Source organism: Staphylococcus sp. 231237_7MaSpsaltlick (assembly GCF_043107035.1).
The window spans coordinates 61867-82265 of the sequence record NZ_JBICNX010000019.1; the positions used below are offsets into that span (position 1 = coordinate 61867).

Annotated in this window: 19 protein-coding genes and 2 tRNA genes; 7 read left to right on the forward strand and 14 right to left on the reverse strand. The window is 32.4% G+C overall.

All coding sequences use genetic code 11. The annotated features are described in order from the left end of the window. The first annotated feature begins 90 nt into the window (after nucleotides 1–90). Nucleotides 91–4194, forward strand: coding sequence for a glucosaminidase domain-containing protein (locus ACF91D_RS23945; protein WP_257044416.1), 4104 nt, complete (start codon nucleotides 91–93; stop codon nucleotides 4192–4194). Between the two features lie 112 nt (nucleotides 4195–4306). Here the strand turns inward: ACF91D_RS23945 and ACF91D_RS23950 are convergent, their stop codons facing one another. Further along, entirely contained in the window at nucleotides 4307–4726 is a 420-nt protein-coding gene (locus ACF91D_RS23950; RefSeq protein ID WP_042739857.1) for a MarR family transcriptional regulator, read from the reverse strand. A gap of 198 nt (nucleotides 4727–4924) precedes the next feature. On the opposite strand from ACF91D_RS23950, the gene ACF91D_RS23955 reads away from it, so the two are divergent. Both ACF91D_RS23955 and ACF91D_RS23960 read left to right on the forward strand, forming a co-directional pair. Next, nucleotides 4925–5929, forward strand: a complete 1005-nt coding sequence (locus ACF91D_RS23955) for an acyltransferase family protein (protein WP_042739856.1) — start codon at nucleotides 4925–4927, stop codon at nucleotides 5927–5929. A gap of 117 nt (nucleotides 5930–6046) precedes the next feature. After that, complete coding sequence (locus ACF91D_RS23960) at nucleotides 6047–7207, forward strand: aminotransferase class I/II-fold pyridoxal phosphate-dependent enzyme (protein WP_392437824.1); 1161 nt, start codon at nucleotides 6047–6049, stop codon at nucleotides 7205–7207. A 112-nt stretch (nucleotides 7208–7319) separates the two neighbouring features. Here ACF91D_RS23960 and ACF91D_RS23965 read toward each other — a convergent pair whose 3' ends face one another. The 5 genes from ACF91D_RS23965 to ACF91D_RS23985 all read right to left on the reverse strand — a co-directional run bounded on the left by ACF91D_RS23965 (nucleotide 7320) and on the right by ACF91D_RS23985 (nucleotide 12606). After that, nucleotides 7320–7769 carry a MarR family winged helix-turn-helix transcriptional regulator gene (locus ACF91D_RS23965; protein WP_107512716.1) on the reverse strand — a complete coding sequence of 150 codons (450 nt, stop codon included), beginning with the start codon at nucleotides 7767–7769 and terminating at the stop codon, nucleotides 7320–7322. A gap of 205 nt (nucleotides 7770–7974) precedes the next feature. Further along, nucleotides 7975–8793, reverse strand: a complete 819-nt coding sequence (gene menB, locus ACF91D_RS23970; protein ID WP_042739853.1) for a 1,4-dihydroxy-2-naphthoyl-CoA synthase — start codon at nucleotides 8791–8793, stop codon at nucleotides 7975–7977. Beyond that, on the reverse strand, nucleotides 8786–9592 hold the full coding sequence (gene menH / locus ACF91D_RS23975) for a 2-succinyl-6-hydroxy-2,4-cyclohexadiene-1-carboxylate synthase (protein WP_107589505.1): 807 nt from the start codon (nucleotides 9590–9592) through the stop codon (nucleotides 8786–8788). Before menH ends, menB begins: the two co-directional genes overlap by 8 nt. Beyond that, complete coding sequence (gene menD / locus ACF91D_RS23980; RefSeq protein WP_107527552.1) at nucleotides 9579–11261, reverse strand: 2-succinyl-5-enolpyruvyl-6-hydroxy-3-cyclohexene-1-carboxylic-acid synthase; 1683 nt, start codon at nucleotides 11259–11261, stop codon at nucleotides 9579–9581. The genes menH and menD overlap by 14 nt, the downstream gene beginning before the upstream one ends. Further along, nucleotides 11254–12606, reverse strand: coding sequence for an isochorismate synthase (locus ACF91D_RS23985; RefSeq protein WP_107512714.1), 1353 nt, complete (start codon nucleotides 12604–12606; stop codon nucleotides 11254–11256). Before ACF91D_RS23985 ends, menD begins: the two co-directional genes overlap by 8 nt. Before the next feature lie 186 nt (nucleotides 12607–12792). Between ACF91D_RS23985 and ACF91D_RS23990 the strand changes: the two genes are divergently transcribed. Next, nucleotides 12793–13731 carry a 1,4-dihydroxy-2-naphthoate polyprenyltransferase gene (locus ACF91D_RS23990; RefSeq protein ID WP_042739849.1) on the forward strand — a complete coding sequence of 313 codons (939 nt, stop codon included), beginning with the start codon at nucleotides 12793–12795 and terminating at the stop codon, nucleotides 13729–13731. A 105-nt stretch (nucleotides 13732–13836) separates the two neighbouring features. Here the strand turns inward: ACF91D_RS23990 and ACF91D_RS23995 are convergent, their stop codons facing one another. Further along, nucleotides 13837–14391: a GNAT family N-acetyltransferase gene (locus tag ACF91D_RS23995; protein WP_107527550.1), complete on the reverse strand. Its 555-nt coding sequence runs from the start codon at nucleotides 14389–14391 to the stop codon at nucleotides 13837–13839. A 175-nt stretch (nucleotides 14392–14566) separates the two neighbouring features. Between ACF91D_RS23995 and ACF91D_RS24000 the strand changes: the two genes are divergently transcribed. Continuing rightward, on the forward strand, nucleotides 14567–14779 hold the full coding sequence (locus ACF91D_RS24000; protein ID WP_107589507.1) for a TM2 domain-containing protein: 213 nt from the start codon (nucleotides 14567–14569) through the stop codon (nucleotides 14777–14779). 342 nt (nucleotides 14780–15121) lie between these two features. Here ACF91D_RS24000 and arsC read toward each other — a convergent pair whose 3' ends face one another. From arsC to ACF91D_RS24015, 3 genes are read right to left on the reverse strand one after another with little or no spacing between them, the layout of a single operon-like run. Then, nucleotides 15122–15523 carry an arsenate reductase (thioredoxin) gene (gene arsC, locus ACF91D_RS24005; RefSeq protein ID WP_107527811.1) on the reverse strand — a complete coding sequence of 134 codons (402 nt, stop codon included), beginning with the start codon at nucleotides 15521–15523 and terminating at the stop codon, nucleotides 15122–15124. A gap of 12 nt (nucleotides 15524–15535) precedes the next feature. Continuing rightward, nucleotides 15536–16825, reverse strand: coding sequence for an arsenite efflux transporter membrane subunit ArsB (gene arsB, locus ACF91D_RS24010; protein ID WP_107527810.1), 1290 nt, complete (start codon nucleotides 16823–16825; stop codon nucleotides 15536–15538). Further along, nucleotides 16822–17142: an ArsR/SmtB family transcription factor gene (locus tag ACF91D_RS24015; RefSeq protein WP_107527809.1), complete on the reverse strand. Its 321-nt coding sequence runs from the start codon at nucleotides 17140–17142 to the stop codon at nucleotides 16822–16824. Before ACF91D_RS24015 ends, arsB begins: the two co-directional genes overlap by 4 nt. 282 nt (nucleotides 17143–17424) lie before the next feature. On the opposite strand from ACF91D_RS24015, the gene ACF91D_RS24020 reads away from it, so the two are divergent. Next, a complete protein-coding gene (locus tag ACF91D_RS24020) occupies nucleotides 17425–18561 on the forward strand; it encodes a CapA family protein (protein ID WP_107527808.1) in 1137 nt (378 codons plus the stop codon). Nucleotides 18562–18682: 121 nt separating this feature from the next. Here ACF91D_RS24020 and ACF91D_RS24025 read toward each other — a convergent pair. The 3 genes from ACF91D_RS24025 to ACF91D_RS24035 form a co-directional block, all read right to left on the reverse strand. Further along, nucleotides 18683–18771 (reverse strand) — tRNA-Ser (locus ACF91D_RS24025). Between the two features lies 1 nt (nucleotide 18772). Beyond that, nucleotides 18773–18847 (reverse strand) — tRNA-Asn (locus ACF91D_RS24030). A gap of 154 nt (nucleotides 18848–19001) precedes the next feature. After that, the gene (locus tag ACF91D_RS24035) at nucleotides 19002–19565 is read right to left on the reverse strand and encodes a competence protein ComK (protein ID WP_107528054.1); all 564 of its coding nucleotides are present in this window, start codon (nucleotides 19563–19565) and stop codon (nucleotides 19002–19004) included. A gap of 248 nt (nucleotides 19566–19813) precedes the next feature. Between ACF91D_RS24035 and ACF91D_RS24040 the strand changes: the two genes are divergently transcribed. Next, entirely contained in the window at nucleotides 19814–20032 is a 219-nt protein-coding gene (locus tag ACF91D_RS24040; protein WP_042739842.1) for an IDEAL domain-containing protein, read from the forward strand. Nucleotides 20033–20146: 114 nt separating this feature from the next. Here the strand turns inward: ACF91D_RS24040 and ACF91D_RS24045 are convergent. Continuing rightward, the coding region (locus ACF91D_RS24045) for a lipoate protein ligase C-terminal domain-containing protein (protein WP_392437829.1) at nucleotides 20147–20399 on the reverse strand (253 nt) is incomplete at its 5' end.

The window sequence follows — 20399 nt, forward strand, 5'->3', positions numbered from 1 at the left end:
AATTTTATATTACAAAATGATGAAATTAAACAACTCATACTTTAGACGTATTATAATGACACTAAATAATTTTGTTAAAGGGGCAGTTTAATGATTAATAAAAAGTTTACTTATAAGGTACCTTCAATTGTAGCACTTACATTTGCTGGAACCGCATTGACAACTCATCATGCTCATGCAGCAGAAAACACACAAGATCAAACAAAAAATAAAAATGTGTTAAACGATGAGCAAACTCAACAACATGGTAAGCAAATTCAAGCAGAAATCAGTAAACCAACAACTAATATTTCTGGTACACAAGCCTACCAAGACCCTACGCAAGTTAAGTCTCAAGACACTGACCAAGTATCTAATTATGATGCACATCTAGATGATTTAAACAGCGACTCAACAGAAGAAGCAAATACATACACAAATGAAACAGCTTCAAATTCAGAAACTGATGCTGTTGCAACTCAACAATCAGATGCGACAGCTGATCAACAAAATACTGAAGCTAACGAGAAGAACTCAACTCAAGTAGATACTACTTCTAAAGATGAAACAACTGTTGATCAACAAAATACTAAAGCTAATGATGAGAACTCAACTAAGGAAGATACGTCGTCTAAAGATGTAACAACAGATGATCATACAACTACTCAAGAGACTTCGTCTGTTGACTCACAAGAAATGAAGTCTCAGGACTCAAATGTAACTGAAGATGCGACTACTAAATATGCGACAACAAACAGCAATACTTCAGAAAGTTCAGTTAATGAACAACAAAATGCAACTTCAGAACAACAAAGCACTGAAGATACAAATGAACAGTCAGCCCAACTTGATACAAATAACACTAATGTTGAAGCAACACAACAAGACGAAGTTCCAACTACATCAAATAGTAATGTTGCAACACAAGAGAGTGATGCTAATTCTGATCAAGCTTCTACTTCAACAAATGAAGTGAAATCAGATGATAATGAAGAGGATACATCAGCAAAGAAACAAGATGATAATACTACTAATGAGCAAATTTCTAGTGATTCAACAGTAAGCGCGAAGCAAGTTTATGATAGTGCTGATTCAACAGTTTCAACTCAAGACACTAATGATAACAACAGTGCATTAGAAACTAATCATGAAGATGGCGCTGTTGCAGTAGCTACTAAATCAGATTCAACAGACAATGCTTTAGAGTCAAATGAGCAAACTACAACTACTGAACCAGTTGCAAGAAAGATAGCAGTAACATCAAACAACGACACAGATGAAGACACTACATCTGATGTAACGCCTATGCTAAGAACTGCGAATTACACTGCGAATACTTCACAAGCTACAACTACACGTGCTGCAGTTAAGAAAGAAGCAACTACTAAGTCGACATTAAAAAGATATACACCACAAGTCAATTCTTCAATCAATAATTATATCCGTAAAAATAACTTTACGGCGCCAAATTATGAACAAGATATTGCTAGTTATTTACCGAAATATAACTATCGCTATGGTAAACCTGAAGGAATCGTTATGCATGATACAGCAAATGATAATTCAACAATTACTGGCGAAATTAACTATATGAAGAATAATTACAATAGTGCTTTCGTTCATGCGTATGTTGATGGTAATAGAATTATTGAAACTGCGAATACAGACTATTTAGCTTGGGGTGCAGGTGCGCCTGCTAACGAACGTTTCATTCATGTTGAATTAGTACACACACATGATTATGATTCATTTGCACGCTCTATCAATAACTATGCCGATTATGCCGCAACTAATTTACGTTACTATGGTTTAAAACCTAATAGCGCTGAATATGATGGTGCTGGAACAGTGTGGACACACAAAGCTGTAAGTACTTATTTAGGTGGTACGGATCACAGTGACCCTCATGGTTATTTAGCTGCACACAATTACAGTTATGATGAATTATATGATTTAATATATGAAAAGTATTTAATCCAAACTGGTCAAGCTGCTGATTGGGGTACTACATCATCAAATAATAGTGGTAGTACGAACACAGATGACACACCTAAAACAGGACAATTATCAGTTAAGGCAAATAGTGGTGTAGGACGTATCAATAGTAAAAACAATGGTATTTACACAACTGTATATGACAAAAATGGTAAAGCAACAAACCGTACAAACCAAACCTTAAAAGTTACAAAAACAGCTACCCTAGGCCAAGAAAAATACTATTTAGTATCAGATTATAATAAAGGTAATTTAATTGGTTGGGTTAAACAAAATGATGTGAATTATAACACTGCAAAATCAGTTGCTAAAATTAATAAGAGCTACAAGATTAAGCCAGGCGAAGTCCTTTACAGCGTACCTTGGGGAACAAGTTCACAAAAGGTAGGCACAGTATCTGGTAAATCTGCACAAACATTTAAAGCAACGAAACAACAACAAATTGGCAAAACAAACTACCTTTATGGCACAGTTAATAAAGTATCTGGATGGGTAAGTTTAAGTAAATTAACATCAAACAGTACTACAACCCCTTCTACTGATACAAATAAATTAGTTGTAACTAACTTAACAAACCAACAAGGTACAGTTAATAAAACAAATAGCGGTGTTTATACATCTGTTTATGATAAGCAAGGTGTACAAAAGTCATACGTTAATGGTAAAACATTTAAACTAAGTAAAAAAGCTGCGCTAGGTAGTAAACAATTTTACTTAATTACAGATAATAAGACGAATACAAATATGGGTTGGATGCTTACTAAAGATATCCAAGTCAAAGAAGCTACAAAAGCAAACAACACTGTAAATAAAACAACAAATGTAAGCAAAATTGGTCAATTAAATACGCAAAATTCTGGAATCAAGACAACAGTATTTGATGAGCAAGGTAAAGATGCTTCTAAATTCTCAGGTAAGACATACACGATTACAAAGCAACGTACTCAAGGCGATAATACGTATGTATTAATTCAGAATACAAACCAAAAAACACCTATCGGTTGGGTTAACACTAAAGATATTAATACGCGTAACTTAACTAAGGCAGAAGCTAAAAAAGGTCAATATACAATTAAACCTACAAATAATGGTCTATATGCGATTCCTTGGGGTACAAAGGCACAACAAATTGATACTTTAAACAAAGTTGGTAACAATAAATTTAATGCATCGAAATCATTATTTGTTGATAAAGATGAGTATATTTATGGAAATGTAAACAATAAGACAGGCTGGATTGCTGCTAAAGATTTAAACCAAGCAACAACTCAAAGCAACCCTACACCACTCAAATATGATTACATTATCTATAATGAAAATGGCCAATATTACTTAGACCCTACTGCTACTAAGGGTGCTGGTTCATTAAGGGACTTCTATGAAGGTATCTTTGATGTATTTGAACAACAAACAATTAATGGTATTACTTGGTATCATGGTAAGTTATCGAATGGTAAAACAGTATGGATTAAAGCATCTGATTTACGTAAAGAACTTGTAAAATACTATGCAACTGGATTGACATTAGATCAAGCAGTTGCGCTACAAAAAGGTCTAAATACAAAACCACAAATCCAACGCGTACCAGGTAAATGGGAAGATGCAACATCTGCTGAAATCAAATCAGCAATGGATTCAAACAAATTAGTTAAAGATGCAACTCAAAAATACCAATTTTTACGTTTAGATAAAGCTCAAAATATTAATGCAACAGATTTAAATAAACTATTAGTTGGTAAAGGTATCTTAGAAGGTCAAGGTGCTGCATTTAGTCAAGCTGCTAAAGAAAACAATATCAATGAAGTGTATTTAATTTCACATGCCTTATTAGAAACTGGTAACGGTACATCTACCCTAGCTAATGGTGGCAACGTCGTGAATAATAAAGTAGTTACAAACCAACCTACTAAATATTATAATATGTTTGGTATTGGCGCTGTTGATCACGATGCTGTTAAGCAAGGCTTTATTACTGCTAAAAATAACGGTTGGGACTCAGTTAAGAAAGCGATTGTCGGTGGTGCACAATTTATCGCAAGCTCTTATATCAATCAAGGACAAAACACATTATATAAAATGCGTTGGAACCCTGATAATCCTGGTGTACACCAATATGCAACAGACGTTGCTTGGGCCAAACATAATGCTACAAGAATTAAATCATTCTATGATTCAATGGACAAAGTAGGTAAATACTTTGATGTAAACACTTATAAATAAAGCTTCAATTTCATAAAATTTATGAAAAACTAAATAAAGAGAACATGTATCCTACTACAAGGATTCATGTTCTCTTTAATTTTTAATTTAAGACTTATTACAAATAGATCAACTAAATATGAGCATGATGGACATTTAACTTATTGAGTAATGCATTTAAATTTTCTATATCCACTGCTGTTAAGTTTTGACAACGTGCTTCTATTAAAGCAACGCGTACTTCATTGATTTGTCGTACTAATGCTTTAGCTTCATCCGTTAACGTTAAATCTTTACATCTTAAATCACGACTTGATTGTTTACTAGTAATATAACCCATATTACATAACTTCTTTATCCATCTCGATACAATGGATTGTTCTTTGTTAATTTTCATCGTAAGATCATATTGCGATAATACATCATAACTATATAAGATTCTTAACATTTCTAATTGCTCTGATGTTAAATCTGTACGCTGACCAAAGCGTCTACTTACCAAGTTTAAATCATTGCTTGTTAATGTGATTAATTGTTCTAGCTGTTTATACATGTTGTTTCATCTCCACTATTTAGTTGTTATCTATCTATATATTTAATTATTTTATTCTATAATATTATAATGTTATTCGGGTATATATACAATAAAAATCTACAATGTGACCTATTTCGTTGCATAACCCATTCATTTTATAATAAATTAGTAACAGTAGTATTTAATTTCTACAGAGTAAACAAAAGGAGAATCATGATGAATCAATTAAAAAACAGGGATTACTTCTTTGACAATGCAAGAGCGTTATTGATTTTCCTCGTTGTATTCGGTCATTTATTACAACCATATTCTGGTGAAAGTCGTTTTTTATCATCTTTATATCTGACAATATATAGCTTCCATATGCCTGGTTTTTTATTTATATCAGGATACTTTGCCAAAAAAGCTGGTGAAGGTAGATATATTGAAAAAGTATCAAAAAAACTATTAATTCCATACTTTATATTCTTTGCATTCTTTTCGATATATTACTTTTTAACTGGCAAAGAAGACAGTGTTAGTATGGATCCATTTGATCCAGTATTCGCATTATGGTTCTTGCTCACACTATTTTTCTTCCATGTTATTTTAGTGATTGTAAAGGAATATAAATCATACATTGTTTTACCGATAGCAATTATTGTATCTCTATTTGCCGGATACTCAGACGATATTGATACGTATTTGAGTTTTTCAAGAACAATTATGTTCTTCCCAATTTTCTATTTGGGCTACTTATTTAAATTTGAACATACTAAACTATTTAGAAATAAAAAATTTATACCAATAGCGTTACTTGTATTGGCTGGGTTCTTTACAATTTATTACCTTCACCCTATCAATTCTGATTGGTTACTCGGAGATTCACCATATATCTCTTTAGAAGGTAAGCAAGATTTATATAGTCCAGTTAAAAGATTGCTTTTATACTTTGTAATATTAATTACAATGTTTTCATTTTTAATTTTAGTACCTAAAACAAAAAGATTCTTTACATACATAGGTAAAAGAACCATGTATATTTACTTACTACATGGTTTAGTTATAGGCGTTCTACGTGGATACAAAATATATCCATTTAAAGATGATATTTCAACACTTACTTATGTATATTTAGTCTTAGTTACAACGCTTATAGTTTTTATATTATCTACGCGGTTTGTAACAAAATGGACGAACCCAATAATCAATTTACAATCCCCTTCTAACTTTAAGGGTTAATTTTAAAATACTGAATTGTAATTATTTCAAATATGTTATGATAGATATACTTTACAATGTATCGACAATCATACATATGATTACAATTCGGTATTTTTTTCTTGAGGTGGAATATAAATGAAATTATCTTTAAATGAAAACTTAAAATTTTTAAAGGCACCAAGTATACGTCAATTCTCAAATCGCATGAAACATATCGATGATTGTATTAACTTAACCATTGGCCAACCTGACTTTCCAATGCCAGAAGTAGTTAAGGATGCCTATATTAATGCAATTAAAGAGAATAAGACGACTTATTCGCACAATAAAGGATTACTAGAAACTCGAACGAGTGTTAGTAAATATTTCGAGCAACGTTATCATTTTACATATGATCCAGAGGAAATAATTATTACAAATGGTGCTAGTGAAGCTTTAGATACGGCATTAAGAAGCATTATAAATCAAGGGGATGAAATTTTAATTCCTGGTCCTGTATATGCTGGTTACATACCATTAATTCAAACTTTAGGCGGTATTCCGGTCTTTATTGATACTACGGAAAGTAGCTTCAAATTAACTCCAGAATTAATAGAATCACATATAACCCAAAATACAAAAGCCATTTTGCTAAATTATCCAACCAATCCAACTGGTGTCACATTAAGTTATAATGAAGTGGAAGCTTTAGCTCAGTCCTTACAAGACAAGGAAATATTTATAATTAGTGATGAAATTTATGCTGAAAATACATTTTCTGGAGAACATACATCATTTGCTCAATTCACCCAATTACGCGACCAATTATTATTAATTGGTGGCCTGAGTAAGTCACACTCAGCAACAGGTATTCGTATAGGCTTTTTAATTGGGCCAGAATATTTAATTGAAAAGCTAACATTTATGCACGCATATAATTGTATTTGTGCAAATGTGCCTGCTCAAATAGCATGCATTGCTGCTTTAAACGAAGGCCTAGAAGCGCCACAATATATGAATGAAGCATATATTGAACGTCGTGACTATTTAATCGAACGTCTTGAAGCATTAGGCTTTGAATTAGACGCAAAACCTGAAGGCGCATTCTATATATTCCCTAGCATCAAGCAATTCACTGACAATGACTTTGATTTTTGTGTAGATGTCTTGGAAAAGGCACATGTTGCCATGGTTCCTGGATCTTCGTTTACTGATATTGGACAAGGCTATGTTCGTATCTCATATGCATATGAATTAGATGCGTTAAAAGAAGGTATGCGTAGATTAGAAAGTTATATTAATCAATATTACAAGTAATTATTTTTAAACAGCACAACATTTCAATAAATCAAAAAGACACCATGTTTACATTATTCGTAAATGTGGTGTCTTTAATATGTATATACTTTTTAATAAATGCACGATCTGTTTATCTCTCTTCTATATTGTAAATATTACGCTCTGCAAAGTTTCTTAACATATCGTGATAAGCAAAAGACTCATCATCATTCATATTAAACTGACTAATTACATCTTCACTAATTTGGTTAAAATGTTCCTTTAATTCTATACCTTTATCAGTTAATTGTACCTTTACTCTACGTTCATCATCTTCATTTCTCATACGTTTGATCAATGATTTCTTCTCTAACCTTTTAATAATAGGACTAATTGTACCTGAGTCTAGATATAATTCATCACATAATGTTTTAATATATATTGGTTTATCATTTTCAATATATAGTAATACAATGTAATTTGGAAAGCTAATATCATACTGCTTTAAATATCTATTAAAACGATTAACAACTTCTTTACTAGTTATATAAAACAGATAACACATTTCTTTTCGCATTTTATTATCTACAGTTGATGTCATTGTTCTCTCCTCAATCCTTTTATTATAATATTAATATATAGTTTAAATTTAGTCAAATATAATAACAAACGAGAAAAGAACTTTATGAAACTCAATTTACACAAGCAATTCAATCCTACAAAGTCTAATTTAAGAAATTAATTAATATATTTTTGATATATCATAAAAAAAGATTAATCCAGTTATGGATTAATCTTTTTCAATATTATGGGAATTTAGGGAATTGATCGAAATCTGGATCGCGTTTTTCTTTAAAGGCATCTCTACCTTCTTTAGCTTCATCAGTTGTGTAGTATAGTAATGTTGCATCTCCAGCCATTTGTTGTAAACCTGCTAATCCATCTGTATCAGCATTCATTGCTGCTTTAAGGAATCTTAATGCAGTTGGAGAATGTTTCATGATATCTTGACACCATTTTACTGTTTCATCTTCAACATCTGCTAAAGGTACAACAGTATTTACAAGACCCATATCTAAGGCTTCTTGTGCATTATATTGGCGACATAAATACCAAATTTCACGCGCTTTTTTATGGCCTACGATTCGAGCTAAGTACCCAGAACCATAACCAGCATCAAATGACCCCACTTTTGGTCCTGTTTGACCAAAGATTGCATTGTCTGCAGCAATCGTTAAATCACAAACAACATTTAATACGTTACCGCCACCAATTGCGTATCCTCTTACCATTGCAATGACTGGTTTAGGTATAACACGTATTAATCTTTGTAAATCTAATACGTTTAAACGAGGAATTTGGTCGTCACCAACATAGCCACCATGGCCGCGCACTTTTTGGTCTCCACCTGAACAAAATGCTTTGTCACCTTCACCAGTTAAAATAATCACTGAAATACGTTGATCATCTCTAGCTCTAGAAAATGCATCCATCATTTCTTGTACAGTATTTGGTGTGAAGGCATTTCTTCTTTCAGGTCGATTAATCGTAACCTTTGCAATACCTTCAAAAAATTCATATTTAATCTCTTTATATTCTTTTAATGTTTCCCACTGTCTAGTCATTTTGCTCCTCCTTATGAATAAAACCTAATACTATTTTATCAAATTCTTGCTGTTGTTCCACATGAACTGTATGACCACTTTTAGAAATATCATAGATATCACTCTGTGGAATCAATTGTTTCATAGACTCAGCTATCTTACAAAACTTTTTATCTAATTCACCAACTATTATACAAGTAGGTGTTGTGATTTGTGAAATCATTGGCCATAAATTTGGCATTACTCCTGTGCCATAATCTCGCAATGCTTTGGCTAAACGAGTTGGGTCTTGGCTTAAGCGCATCTCTCTGATACGTTTTTTTAGTTCCTTATCTAAATCATATTGTGTATAAAATAATGGTAACTTTTCCCAATCATTTACAAATATTTCTAATCCGGCAATATCCAGTACCTTGGCTCTAGCAAAATCAACTTGCTGACGTTCTGTTCTTGCTGCATCTTCTTGTAATCCTGGTGAAGTACTTTCCAATAGTAATCCTTGAAGCTTAACTACACCATTTAAAGCATAATACAGTGCAATTCTGCCTCCCATTGAGTAACCGTGCAAATATATTTGATAATCTGTAAAATTTGCCAATGTATCATTTAATTCATTACAAATAAAGTCAAAATCCCACACTTTATCTTTATCAGATGCATCTTGACCATGTCCTGGTAAATCAACGGTCAAGATATTAACAGCTTCTGACATGGTCTCTAAATGCTCATCAAACGTACTCTGATCACTTATGAAGCCATGTAACATAATTAATAGCTTTTTCGAATTTTGTTGTGATTGATGAAATTTATAATGTAACATTGATAATATCACTCAACTTTTTATATAATTTTTGATGTTGTTCTAAATTATCCTGTCTATCCGTTATAATTTCATAAATATGTGCGCCAAAATTTGAGAGAGCAGCATATTTAAATGACTCTATACTTTCAAACCTTTCAAATGTAAAGTTATAAAGTAATGCCGTATGTTCAAAGTTTAGACCAGTTGGCGTTCCAAATAGACGTTCGAAATACTGATCAGCTGCATCCTTCTGAGGTAAATAAGAGAAGATGCCACCACCGTCATTATTTAATAAAATAATATTTAGACTTATATCATTTAACTTAGACATTAATAAGCCATTCATGTCATGATAAAATGCCAAATCACCTATTAAGAGTGTCGTCTTTTTATGGACTGCCATACCTAAAGCCGTTGATATCACACCATCTATACCGTTGGCTCCTCTATTAGCATAGATATTTGCTTCACAAGTCATAAATAAATTATCTATATCTCTAATAGGCATACTATTACTCACAAATAAAGCGTCTTCGTTAGTCAATTTATCTAATACATTTCCTACAAAAGCAGCCTCATCTGTTGCAGATTTAATGTAATCCTTAACCTCAACTTGAGCTTGCTTTTCAAGGGTTTGCCATTTTTCTAACCAACGCTTACGTTCGACTGTCGCTGTTTCAGACAATTGTCTAAAAAAGTCATTGGCTGACATTTCAAATGATATGCTAGGTGGAATAGGAAAAGCATCTGGAACATCATTATTTTGTACCAATATTTGAAATGCATCCGTTTGTTTCAACCATTGATTTAACTTTTTAGAAATCACAGGCTTGCCAACACGAATAATGAAATCCGGATCAACATCTAAACCTGATCTATACAACAAGTCATACGTTGTAACTACATTCGGATGATGTTCCTTTCTAAGTTGACTTAATGGATCAGCCAATATGGGCACATCATGAATAGTCGAATATGTTAGGACTTGTGTAACATCTTGATGTTGCGTATCACCGACAATAATCAAGCCTTTACGTTTTTGTACAATATTTAAAATGTTATCTAAACTAGTCGTTTTTTGATAATGTGGTAATTGTTTCGTTTCAGTTGTTAATAAATAATCTTTGTCTAAATCAGGTGTTAATGGCTCTCTAAATGGTAAGTTAAAATGAATTGGCCCTCGATGTGGTCCAAATAAATATTGACTTGCCTTTTGCATTTGAAATTGTATCGTTTGAATCATATGATTAGCAGTATCACCTGAATCCGCTATTGGTAAATCAAATTGATAATTAACAAAGTTCTCAAACATATTCGTTTGATTAATAGCTTGAGGTGCCCCAATGCCTCTCAACTCATGAGGACGATCGCTCGTTAATACAATTAGTGGCAAATGACTTAATTGGCTCTCTGAAACAGCTGCAGTATAGTTAGCAGCAGCACTCCCAGAAGTGCATAAAATCGCAACAGGTTTCTCACTACCCTTTATCAATCCAAGCGCAAAAAATGCCGCACTACGTTCATCTGGATGAACCCAAGACTTCATTAACGGATGCGCCTCAATTGCTATTGCTAGCGGTGTCGAGCGTGATCCAGGACTAATTACTACTTCTCGCACACCATATGCATATAATTCTGAAACAAAAGTAAATACTTGATTGGTTAAAGCTTCAATATGCTTACTCATAATCATCGACTCCTAAAGCTTTCATCATAGGATTAAATTTGACCGCTGTTTCTTCAACTTCACTATCGGCATCCGAATCAAATACAATACCGCAACCAGCATATAATGTAGCTTGGTTCTTTTTAATAAGCATCGAACGAATTGCGACAATAAATTCACAGTTATCATACATATCAATATAACCAGCCGGTGCGCCATACAAACCTCGTGTACCGAATTCATTTTGTTCAATATACTCAATGGCTTCTTTCTTTGGAAAGCCACCTAACGCAGGAGTTGGATGCAAACTATCCAACAAACCAATATACGACTCATCAATTAATTGTCCCTTGATTTTTGTATATAAATGATACAAATGATCATTAGTTAAAATTTGTGGTTCTTTATTAAATTCAATATGTTCAACATATGGTTTAATATCATGCAATATACTTTCAACAACAAAACGATGTTCATTTAAGTTCTTTTCATCATTTAAGAATGCATCAATATTTGCTTTATCGATTGCCTCTTCATGCGTGCGCTTAATCGTCCCTGCAACAGCTTTAGTTGATAATACATCGTCATTCACTTCCATTAATTGTTCTGGAGTTTGTGAGAAAAATACACTTCCTTGTGATTCCAGAACAAATAAATAGCTATTTCGTTCACCTTGTATTGCTTGTTTTAATATATAGGGGATGTTTATATTTTTATCAAATTGAATCATTCGCTTACGCGCAAGTACAATTTTTTTATTTTCGTCTAAAATATCGATTGTATCTTTAACTAAATCACGCCACTCATCTTTATATATATCTTCGATGCGTTTAATCTCTCCACGTTCAAAATCTGGTGAAATATTCGGTTGAGTTAATTTCTCAATAATTGCTAAAAATGTTTCAATTTCAAATTTATCTGTCTCAACAGTATAAGTGATATATGATTTCCCATGTTCCATTGTTACCAACACTTCAGGTAAAATAAAGTGATTGATACCAAATTCACGCCATTCATCTCCCGATTTATGAGAAGAAAATTGAAATCCTCCACATATCTTAAGATGATGCTTTGTAGAACTCGGATGTATTAAAGCAATGTCATTTTTATATTTTTCCCATTCTCTGAAAATAGACTGTTTATTTTCAAAGTCATTTTTAAACCTCTTAATAGCATGATAGCCAAAGAATGAAGTTTCGTTGTCATTTTTTCTAAAATAAAAACGGTCACCTGCACTATCTTCTGTTATATGAAATAATTCAGTCGGGTCTAATTCATAGTCCAATGTTGCTTCAACTGAAACCCAAGTATGCTTACTCTCATATACCGCTTCGACAATTTCACTTTCCTTGACGTCCAATGTCATCTATTTCACTTCTTTCATTTATCAGTTTTCACTCATTATAATATTGTACCACTTTTCACAATGTGTGTACGGATATGAGCTTAATTCGTTTGTACTAATTTTACGTTATTTGACCTAAATAACATCTTCTATTAAAATTGATTTGATAAAATATTATTAATTTAAAGGATAAGAGGTATTTACACTATGGCATCTCAATATCAACAATATTCAACTGTCAAAAAATATTGGCACTTGATGAGACCACATACATTAACAGCAGCTGTCGTTCCAGTGCTCGTAGGTACTGCTACTGCAAAGATTTTCTTATTAGGCAGCGAAGACCATCTCAGCCTTAGTCTATTCTTAGCGATGTTACTTGCTTGTTTATTAATTCAAGCGGCAACTAATATGTTTAATGAATACTATGATTTCAAAAAAGGGCTAGACGATCATACTTCCGTGGGAATCGGTGGTGCGATTGTACGTAACGGAATGACGCCAAAGCGTGTAATGAATTTAGCTATTGCATTTTATATCATTGCCGCATTACTAGGTATATTCATTGCAATGAATAGTTCATTCTGGTTATTACCTATTGGTCTCGTTTGTATGGCCGTTGGTTATTTATATACGGGTGGACCATTCCCTATTTCATGGACTCCATTCGGCGAACTATTTTCTGGTGTGTTTATGGGTATGTTTATTATTTTAATTTCATTCTTTATTCAAACAGAAAATATTCAGAGTTTAGCGATTTGGATCAGTATTCCAATTGTTATAACGATTGGTTTAATTAATATGGCCAATAATATCCGAGATCGTGTTAAAGACAAAGAAAGCGGTCGTAAAACGTTACCTATTCTTTTAGGCAAACGCTTCTCTATTTATTTCTTAGCATTTATGTATATCGTCGCATATGTCCTAGTAATCTATATAACATTTTTCAAACCTGGTGGCTCTATTTTCTTCTTATTAGCGTTGCTTTCATTCCCTTTACCAATAAAGGCTGTTCGACGTTTCAAAAAATATGACACGCCTGAATCAATGATGCCTGCAATGGCAGCAACAGGTAAAACCAACACATTTTTCGGTGTTTTATATGCACTAGGTATTTATATTAGCGCATTACTGGGTGGTATTTAATTTTAGAGTTCCATCTCACCTAATTCATAATACAAGCGATACAACAACTTAATACGAGTTATTTAGCAGTCGGTACCTTTAGTCAATAGGCCGGCTGCTTTTATATTATTGCGTATAAATCATATGGTGATGCATATGACCATACAAGTCTATTTGACGTTCACTTACAAAGCCCAACTTACTATATACACTCAAAGCAATAGAATTATTTAAATCACAATTTAAACTCCATTTTTGGTCGGGTGCTGTATTGATTACATGTTTAATCAATTGTGTAGCAACTCCTTGACCTCTGTATTCTGCAAATGTTGCCACTGTTTCAATGTACCACTCATCATCGCTTGCTTCTTTAGTTGGCATTGGCGTCCCCAAACGTGAGACATCTTCATCCAATTCTAGCTCGAGCCAAGCATTTTCATATGCTAATTCCTTATCACCTGGATAAGCAATTAAACATCCTGCAACTGCTCCATCTATTTCATAAACCCAAATATTGTCTATATGTCCCCTATAAGGTACCTCAATCATACTGCGCTCTATAATTTGCAACAAACGCTCCTTTTGCACATGACGTACCAACGGAATTTCTAGTTCTTCCCATATGATATAACATAATTGCGCTAACTGTTGTCTATCTTTAGGTTGTGCCTTTCTAATCATAATTGCTCTCCTCATTTACACATTTAATCACCTATTATTATATCTGAAATTATTTTAAAATTCGAAGTTCTTACTTACAATGTCACTAATTTTCACATTTAATAGTTTTTAATTGTTGTTTATACTAATTTATAAGATAATTTATTTATTATTATTCAAAGAGAGGTAAGAGATCGTGAAAGTTAACAAAGTGATATATGTTGTATTATGCTTCTTTCTTGGCTGGATAGGCGTTCACAAATTTTATTCCAATCAATTGTTACAAGGTATGCTCCATTTAGTGTTCTTTTGGACAGGGATTCCATATATTATCGCAATTATAAGTGGGATTATTACTATATTTTTCAAAAAAGCTGATGATGATGGCTTAATTTCATTTGAAAAATAAATCATAATATACTAGTTAAAATAACAAAAAACGGGTATGTACTTTTATATAGCATTTTGAATAAATTGCATAATTGTTAAGGGGGTACTACCTATGGGAAATATTATCAAACGTGTATTTAGAGCTATTGCTGTAAGTTATATAGTAAAGGCGATAAAGAATTTAATAAGTAAAAAATAAACCAACCATTATATATTATAAAAACACCGAGTGAGGCACTATAAATGTCTCATCCGGTGTTTTGTATTTTTCTATATATGCAACTAACTAATTAATAAGTAAACACACATTTAAGTTAAAAAGATAGCTAATTTTAATTTATAATGCAATTTGACCACTATACTAACTATTTTCTAATTTGAATTGTTGAATTCTATCTCCTATTTCATCACGTACGCTTTGAAATTTTGTCCAATCCTGTCCAGCTGGATCATCAAATCCCCAATGCTGCTTAGTCACATGCTTAGGTAATACAGGACAATTGTTATCAGCATCACTGCATAACGTAACAACTAAATCAGCCTGGTTCAATATTTCACTATCAATTAAATCCGAGGTATGATTTGAAATATCGATACCTACCTCTAACATAGCTTCTACTGCTTTCGGATTAACGCCATGTGTCTCAATTCCTGCAGAATAGACATTCCAATTATCACCTAAAATTTTATGTGCCCATCCTTCTGCCATTTGACTTCTACAAGCATTACCTGTACATATAAAATAGATCGTTTTCTTATTCATTTTATTTCTCCTTTAAAATATAATAAGTGTTAAATATAATCCTAATAACGTAAAAAACAACACTGGGATTGTTATTACAATACCTGTTTTAAAATATGTTCCCCAAGATATTTTGACACCTTTTTGTGATAATACATGTAACCAAAGCAATGTAGCCAAAGAACCAATAGGCGTAATCTTTGGACCTAAGTCAGAACCAATGACATTTGCATATATCATGCCATCCTTTAACACTCCTGTTACATTTGATTGCCCTATCGCAATAGCATCAATCAGGACCGTTGGCAAATTATTCATAACAGATGAAAGTATTGCAGAAATAAAGCCCATTCCCATTACACTACCAAATAAGCCATAATGAGCAATATCATTTAACAAACTACTTAATAGCGTTGTTATGCCAACATTTTTCAAACCATATACTACTAAATACATTCCTACTGAAAAAATAACGATATTCCAAGGTGCTCCCTTAATTACCGTCGTAGTATTCACTGCAGCTGAACGTCTGGCTAATAATATAAATAATAAAGCACACACTCCAGCTATAATTGAAACTGGTATTTGAATAAATTCACTTATTAAATAACCAATCAATAATATAATCAGGACAACCCATGAAAATTTAAATAATTTCATATCTTTTATTACCGTTACAGGCTCTGCAATATGTTTCGTTTCAAATGAATTTGGAATTGATTTGTTAAAATATAACCACAGAACAATGATACTTGCTATCAATGCAAAGCAATTTGGAATTATCATTCGTACCATATATTCCACAAAACCAATATCAAAATAATCCGCAGATACTATATTCACTAAATTACTTACTATCAGTGGTAACGATGTAGTATCTGCTATGAAACCACTTGCGATAATAAATGGGAAAATAACTTTTTTATTAAAACCTAGCGTCCGAACCATTGCTAACACAATCGGTGTTAATATCAACGCTGCCCCATCATTAGCAAAAAATGCTGCGACGACCGCCCCTAATACCATTATATAAATAAACATCTTTAGACCATTACCATTCGATGCCCGGACCATATGTAATGCTGCCCATTCAAAGAAACCTATTTCATCAAGTATTAGAGAAATTAATATTACTGCGACAAAAGTTAACGTCGCATTCCAAACAATTCCAGTCACCTCAAACACATCTGAGAAACTCACTACACCAGTTATAATGGCAATTATTGCACCGATCATCGCCGTAATACCAATATCTAACCCTTTAGGTTGCCAAATTACAAAAAATAAAGTCACTAAAAACAAGACAATTGCTAACACAGTCATGAATTACACTCACCTTTATTGAGATCTCTACAAATACAACGTACATGATTCGTGTTTATATTATCCAAATGCTCAGTCACTTCAGTCATCAACTTATGATTCAACTGATACATCCGTTTATTGCCTAGTTTACGCATTGTTATTAGTTCAGAATCTAATAACGCCTTCATATGATGACTCAATGTAGGTTGAGAAAATTGAAAATGCCCTAATAAATCATGTGCACAAAGCTCATCACATGATAATAAATCTAATATCTCGAGTCTATTTGGATCTGCTAATACCTTTAACAGCCTTGCAATTTTTTGATATGCCAATCATAGCACCTCCATAGTTCTATATAGATTACCATCTATATAGATATTTGTCTATATACTTTTCAAATTAATAGATTACTAGGACTGATATTCAAATTATTTTTAATAAAAAAGCCACCTAATCATTATATTTCTTATTTTTAAGGGTAATGTATTTTAACAACATTAAATTGCGATTCAAATTTAATAACTGCTCGATTTATATAAGTGACTTTATTAATTAACGGATAGATTATGGTATCAATGCAAATAGCTATTATTCACATTTATAGGAGTGACACGATGAAAAGAATATTTACATACATTCTGATATTCGTAATAACTTGTTGGATGTTTATCAGCTTGTTAATCAATCATCAACGACAACAAATTGATTTTATAGCTGTAGGTGATAATTTAATACATCCAGTTGTCTATCAAGATGCTAATAACGGAAAAGATTCATATAATTTCCAAAAAATGTACCGACCAATTGCTCCTTACATACAAGACAAAGACCTTGCATATATTAACCAAGAATCACCTCTAGGTGGAGATGATCGTCCATTTTCAGGTTTTAAAAGATTTAATACCCCTTCTGTAGTCGCAAAAGCTGTAATTGATACTGGATTTAATCTTATTAATGGATCAAACAACCACTCCTTAGATCAAGGCACTAGTGGTATCAATAACAGTTTATCAACATGGCATAAATACCAAGATAAAGCACTATTCACTGGTATGTTTAAAAGTAAGAACGATTATAATAAAACACCTACCATAAACATCAAAAATACTAAAGTATCCATGTTAAGTTATACATTTGGCACAAATAATTTAACACCCAAATCACCCTATCAAATAAAATATATAAACAAGCAACAAATCAAAAGAGATATAAAAAAAGCAAAACAACATAGTGATTTTATTGTCATTTCTATGCATTGGGGTAAGGAAGGCAGCCACAAGCCAAGTAAAAAACAAAAGGAATATGCTAAATTCTTAGCCAAACAAAATGTCGACGTCGTTATAGGTATGCATCCACATGTAATACAACCTGTTGAATGGGTTAAAGGTACACAAAACCATAAGACATTAGTCGCTTATTCTCTCGGAAACTTCTTAAATGGCCAAGAAACGGGGACTGAAAGTAATCATTTAGGAGGCAGTATTCAATTTAAAATTGCAAATAATCATAACGACACCAAAATCTCCGACGTAAAATGGCGCTCAATCGTTAATCATTATGAAATGACTGCTCCATACAATAATGACAGTAGGCATCACTTCAAAGTTTATATGTTAAATGATTATCCTAATAAATTAGCTGATCAACATGGTTTGCAATATCAAAGAAATACTAATATGTCTAAATCACAATTACAACAAATTACGACAAATGTTATTGATGAACGTTTTTTAGACAATAACAGCTATTAGCATTATGAACGTGTTGTTAGGGTGAAGGTTAATTATCTCTATTAACGATATTTATCCAAACACAACAAAAAACCCGTTAAATCAACGTTTAATTACGTTAACTTAACGGGTTTTCTCTATACGGAAACGGAGGGATTCGAACCCTCGCGCCGCTCTCGCGACCTACACCCTTAGCAGGGGCGCCTCTTCAGCCAACTTGAGTACGTTTCCATGGCTCCACAGGTAGGACTCGAACCTACGACCGATCGGTTAACAGCCGATAGCTCTACCACTGAGCTACTGTGGATTAATGTGTTCTCTTATCAAGCACAAATATAATTATATCAATAACAGCAGATTTTTCAAGTATAAATGTTAAAAAAATATGCGGAATATTTACACTAATTTAATATAATATTCCACATACTTTATCTTTTACATTTAAAATTCATTTTCGTTAGCTATTTGTGCTCGAATAAAGAGTATTTGGCTAATGCTTCATAAATATTTAATTGTGGTTTTGTATAATCGATTGGGGAATCAGGATCAAATGTAGCTACTCTAGCTGCTCTATCCATCATGTAGTAATAATATATACCATTCAAGTATTGATGATGCATACTGTGAGCAGAGATATTAACTGTTATCGTTTGATTGTCTACAAAGATAACTTTACATTTTTTATCCTTTAGTGGCTTTATTTGTTCAACATAGTGAATGTTAATCCATGTGTTTTCATCTTTTCTATCAGAGTGAGTTGGGAAAAAATAAGTGGGAAATAATGGAGTAAATAGAAGTGGTGGTTTACTACTAATGCCCGTAATTCGCATTGTATCCTCTTTTTTAAAATTATAACTACTACCGTAAAACCTACATGAGCGATCAATAATTTTAGGTGTTCGATCTTTGATTACTGTACATTCATCCTTATATTTAAACACCCGGGTACCTTCTAACAAACCAAATGACACATTACAAGGTTGCAATGCCATATCACCTTTTTTAATTACATAATGCAAATTCATAATTGATGCCTCCTTATACTTTGGTGATAAGCAAATAATATAACACAAATAATTTAAAATCAACAAAATAATATAAAATTCTTTCTTAATTACCATCAACTTAAATTTCGCAAAAAAGTTTTTGCCATTTTTTATTTTTTGAAAGTTGCATTTTACACTTATTTTTTCGGAATAGTCAGAATATTTGTTGATTTCAATATAAAAAAACTGTATACTACATGTAAATATATAGAAAGGCAGTGGTTAAAATGAAACATAACACACATGTTAAATATAATACATTAGAGTCCTTTGTATCTACTATCAATGATTTGGGTATCGAACTAATAATTGATGAATCGCTACGTAACGTTCGTAAGCATGAGTTAGAACATTTAATAGACGATGCTCTAAAAAATAAAAACGAGAATGATTTCAAACGCTATACAGATGAATACAAAAACTTGGAGGAATTTCTCGTTGGATAATTTAATCGATTGCCATTTAAAATAAGGTCTATCCCTACTTATCAGTTGATAATGTCGGTGGATAGACCTTTTCGTATTTTATATATTCATTTTTATGAATTATCTGTTCAATTATTAAGACATTAATCTAATTAATTCGTTTCTATCAATTGCACCAAAGTAATGGTGTATATCGTAATCAGCTAACGCTTCTTCTATACTATTAAAATCATGTAAAGTGCCTTCTAGAGCTGCTTCTAATTCTGTTATATCACCTTCACCAAAGAAATCACCGAATATTCTCGCATGTTCAATTCTACCTTTTTTAACATCTAGCTTAATTTGAACAAAACCTTTTTCAAATTTTTCCTCACGCTCAAAGTTATAT

Bases quoted from the DNA above. Each gene is read 5' to 3' on its own strand.
- ACF91D_RS23945 (WP_257044416.1), top strand. From the start codon at position 91: ATGATTAATAAAAAGTTTACTTATAAGGTACCTTCAATTGTAGCACTT.
- ACF91D_RS23950 (WP_042739857.1), bottom strand. From the start codon at position 4,726: ATGTATAAACAGCTAGAACAATTAATCACATTAACAAGCAATGATTTA.
- ACF91D_RS23955 (WP_042739856.1), top strand. From the start codon at position 4,925: ATGAATCAATTAAAAAACAGGGATTACTTCTTTGACAATGCAAGAGCG.
- ACF91D_RS23960 (WP_392437824.1), top strand. From the start codon at position 6,047: ATGAAATTATCTTTAAATGAAAACTTAAAATTTTTAAAGGCACCAAGT.
- ACF91D_RS23965 (WP_107512716.1), bottom strand. From the start codon at position 7,769: ATGACATCAACTGTAGATAATAAAATGCGAAAAGAAATGTGTTATCTG.
- menB (WP_042739853.1), bottom strand. From the start codon at position 8,793: ATGACTAGACAGTGGGAAACATTAAAAGAATATAAAGAGATTAAATAT.
- menH (WP_107589505.1), bottom strand. From the start codon at position 9,592: ATGTTACATTATAAATTTCATCAATCACAACAAAATTCGAAAAAGCTA.
- menD (WP_107527552.1), bottom strand. From the start codon at position 11,261: ATGAGTAAGCATATTGAAGCTTTAACCAATCAAGTATTTACTTTTGTT.
- ACF91D_RS23985 (WP_107512714.1), bottom strand. From the start codon at position 12,606: ATGACATTGGACGTCAAGGAAAGTGAAATTGTCGAAGCGGTATATGAG.
- ACF91D_RS23990 (WP_042739849.1), top strand. From the start codon at position 12,793: ATGGCATCTCAATATCAACAATATTCAACTGTCAAAAAATATTGGCAC.
- ACF91D_RS23995 (WP_107527550.1), bottom strand. From the start codon at position 14,391: ATGATTAGAAAGGCACAACCTAAAGATAGACAACAGTTAGCGCAATTA.
- arsC (WP_107527811.1), bottom strand. From the start codon at position 15,523: ATGAATAAGAAAACGATCTATTTTATATGTACAGGTAATGCTTGTAGA.
- arsB (WP_107527810.1), bottom strand. From the start codon at position 16,825: ATGACTGTGTTAGCAATTGTCTTGTTTTTAGTGACTTTATTTTTTGTA.
- ACF91D_RS24020 (WP_107527808.1), top strand. From the start codon at position 17,425: ATGAAAAGAATATTTACATACATTCTGATATTCGTAATAACTTGTTGG.
- ACF91D_RS24035 (WP_107528054.1), bottom strand. From the start codon at position 19,565: ATGAATTTGCATTATGTAATTAAAAAAGGTGATATGGCATTGCAACCT.
- ACF91D_RS24040 (WP_042739842.1), top strand. From the start codon at position 19,814: ATGAAACATAACACACATGTTAAATATAATACATTAGAGTCCTTTGTA.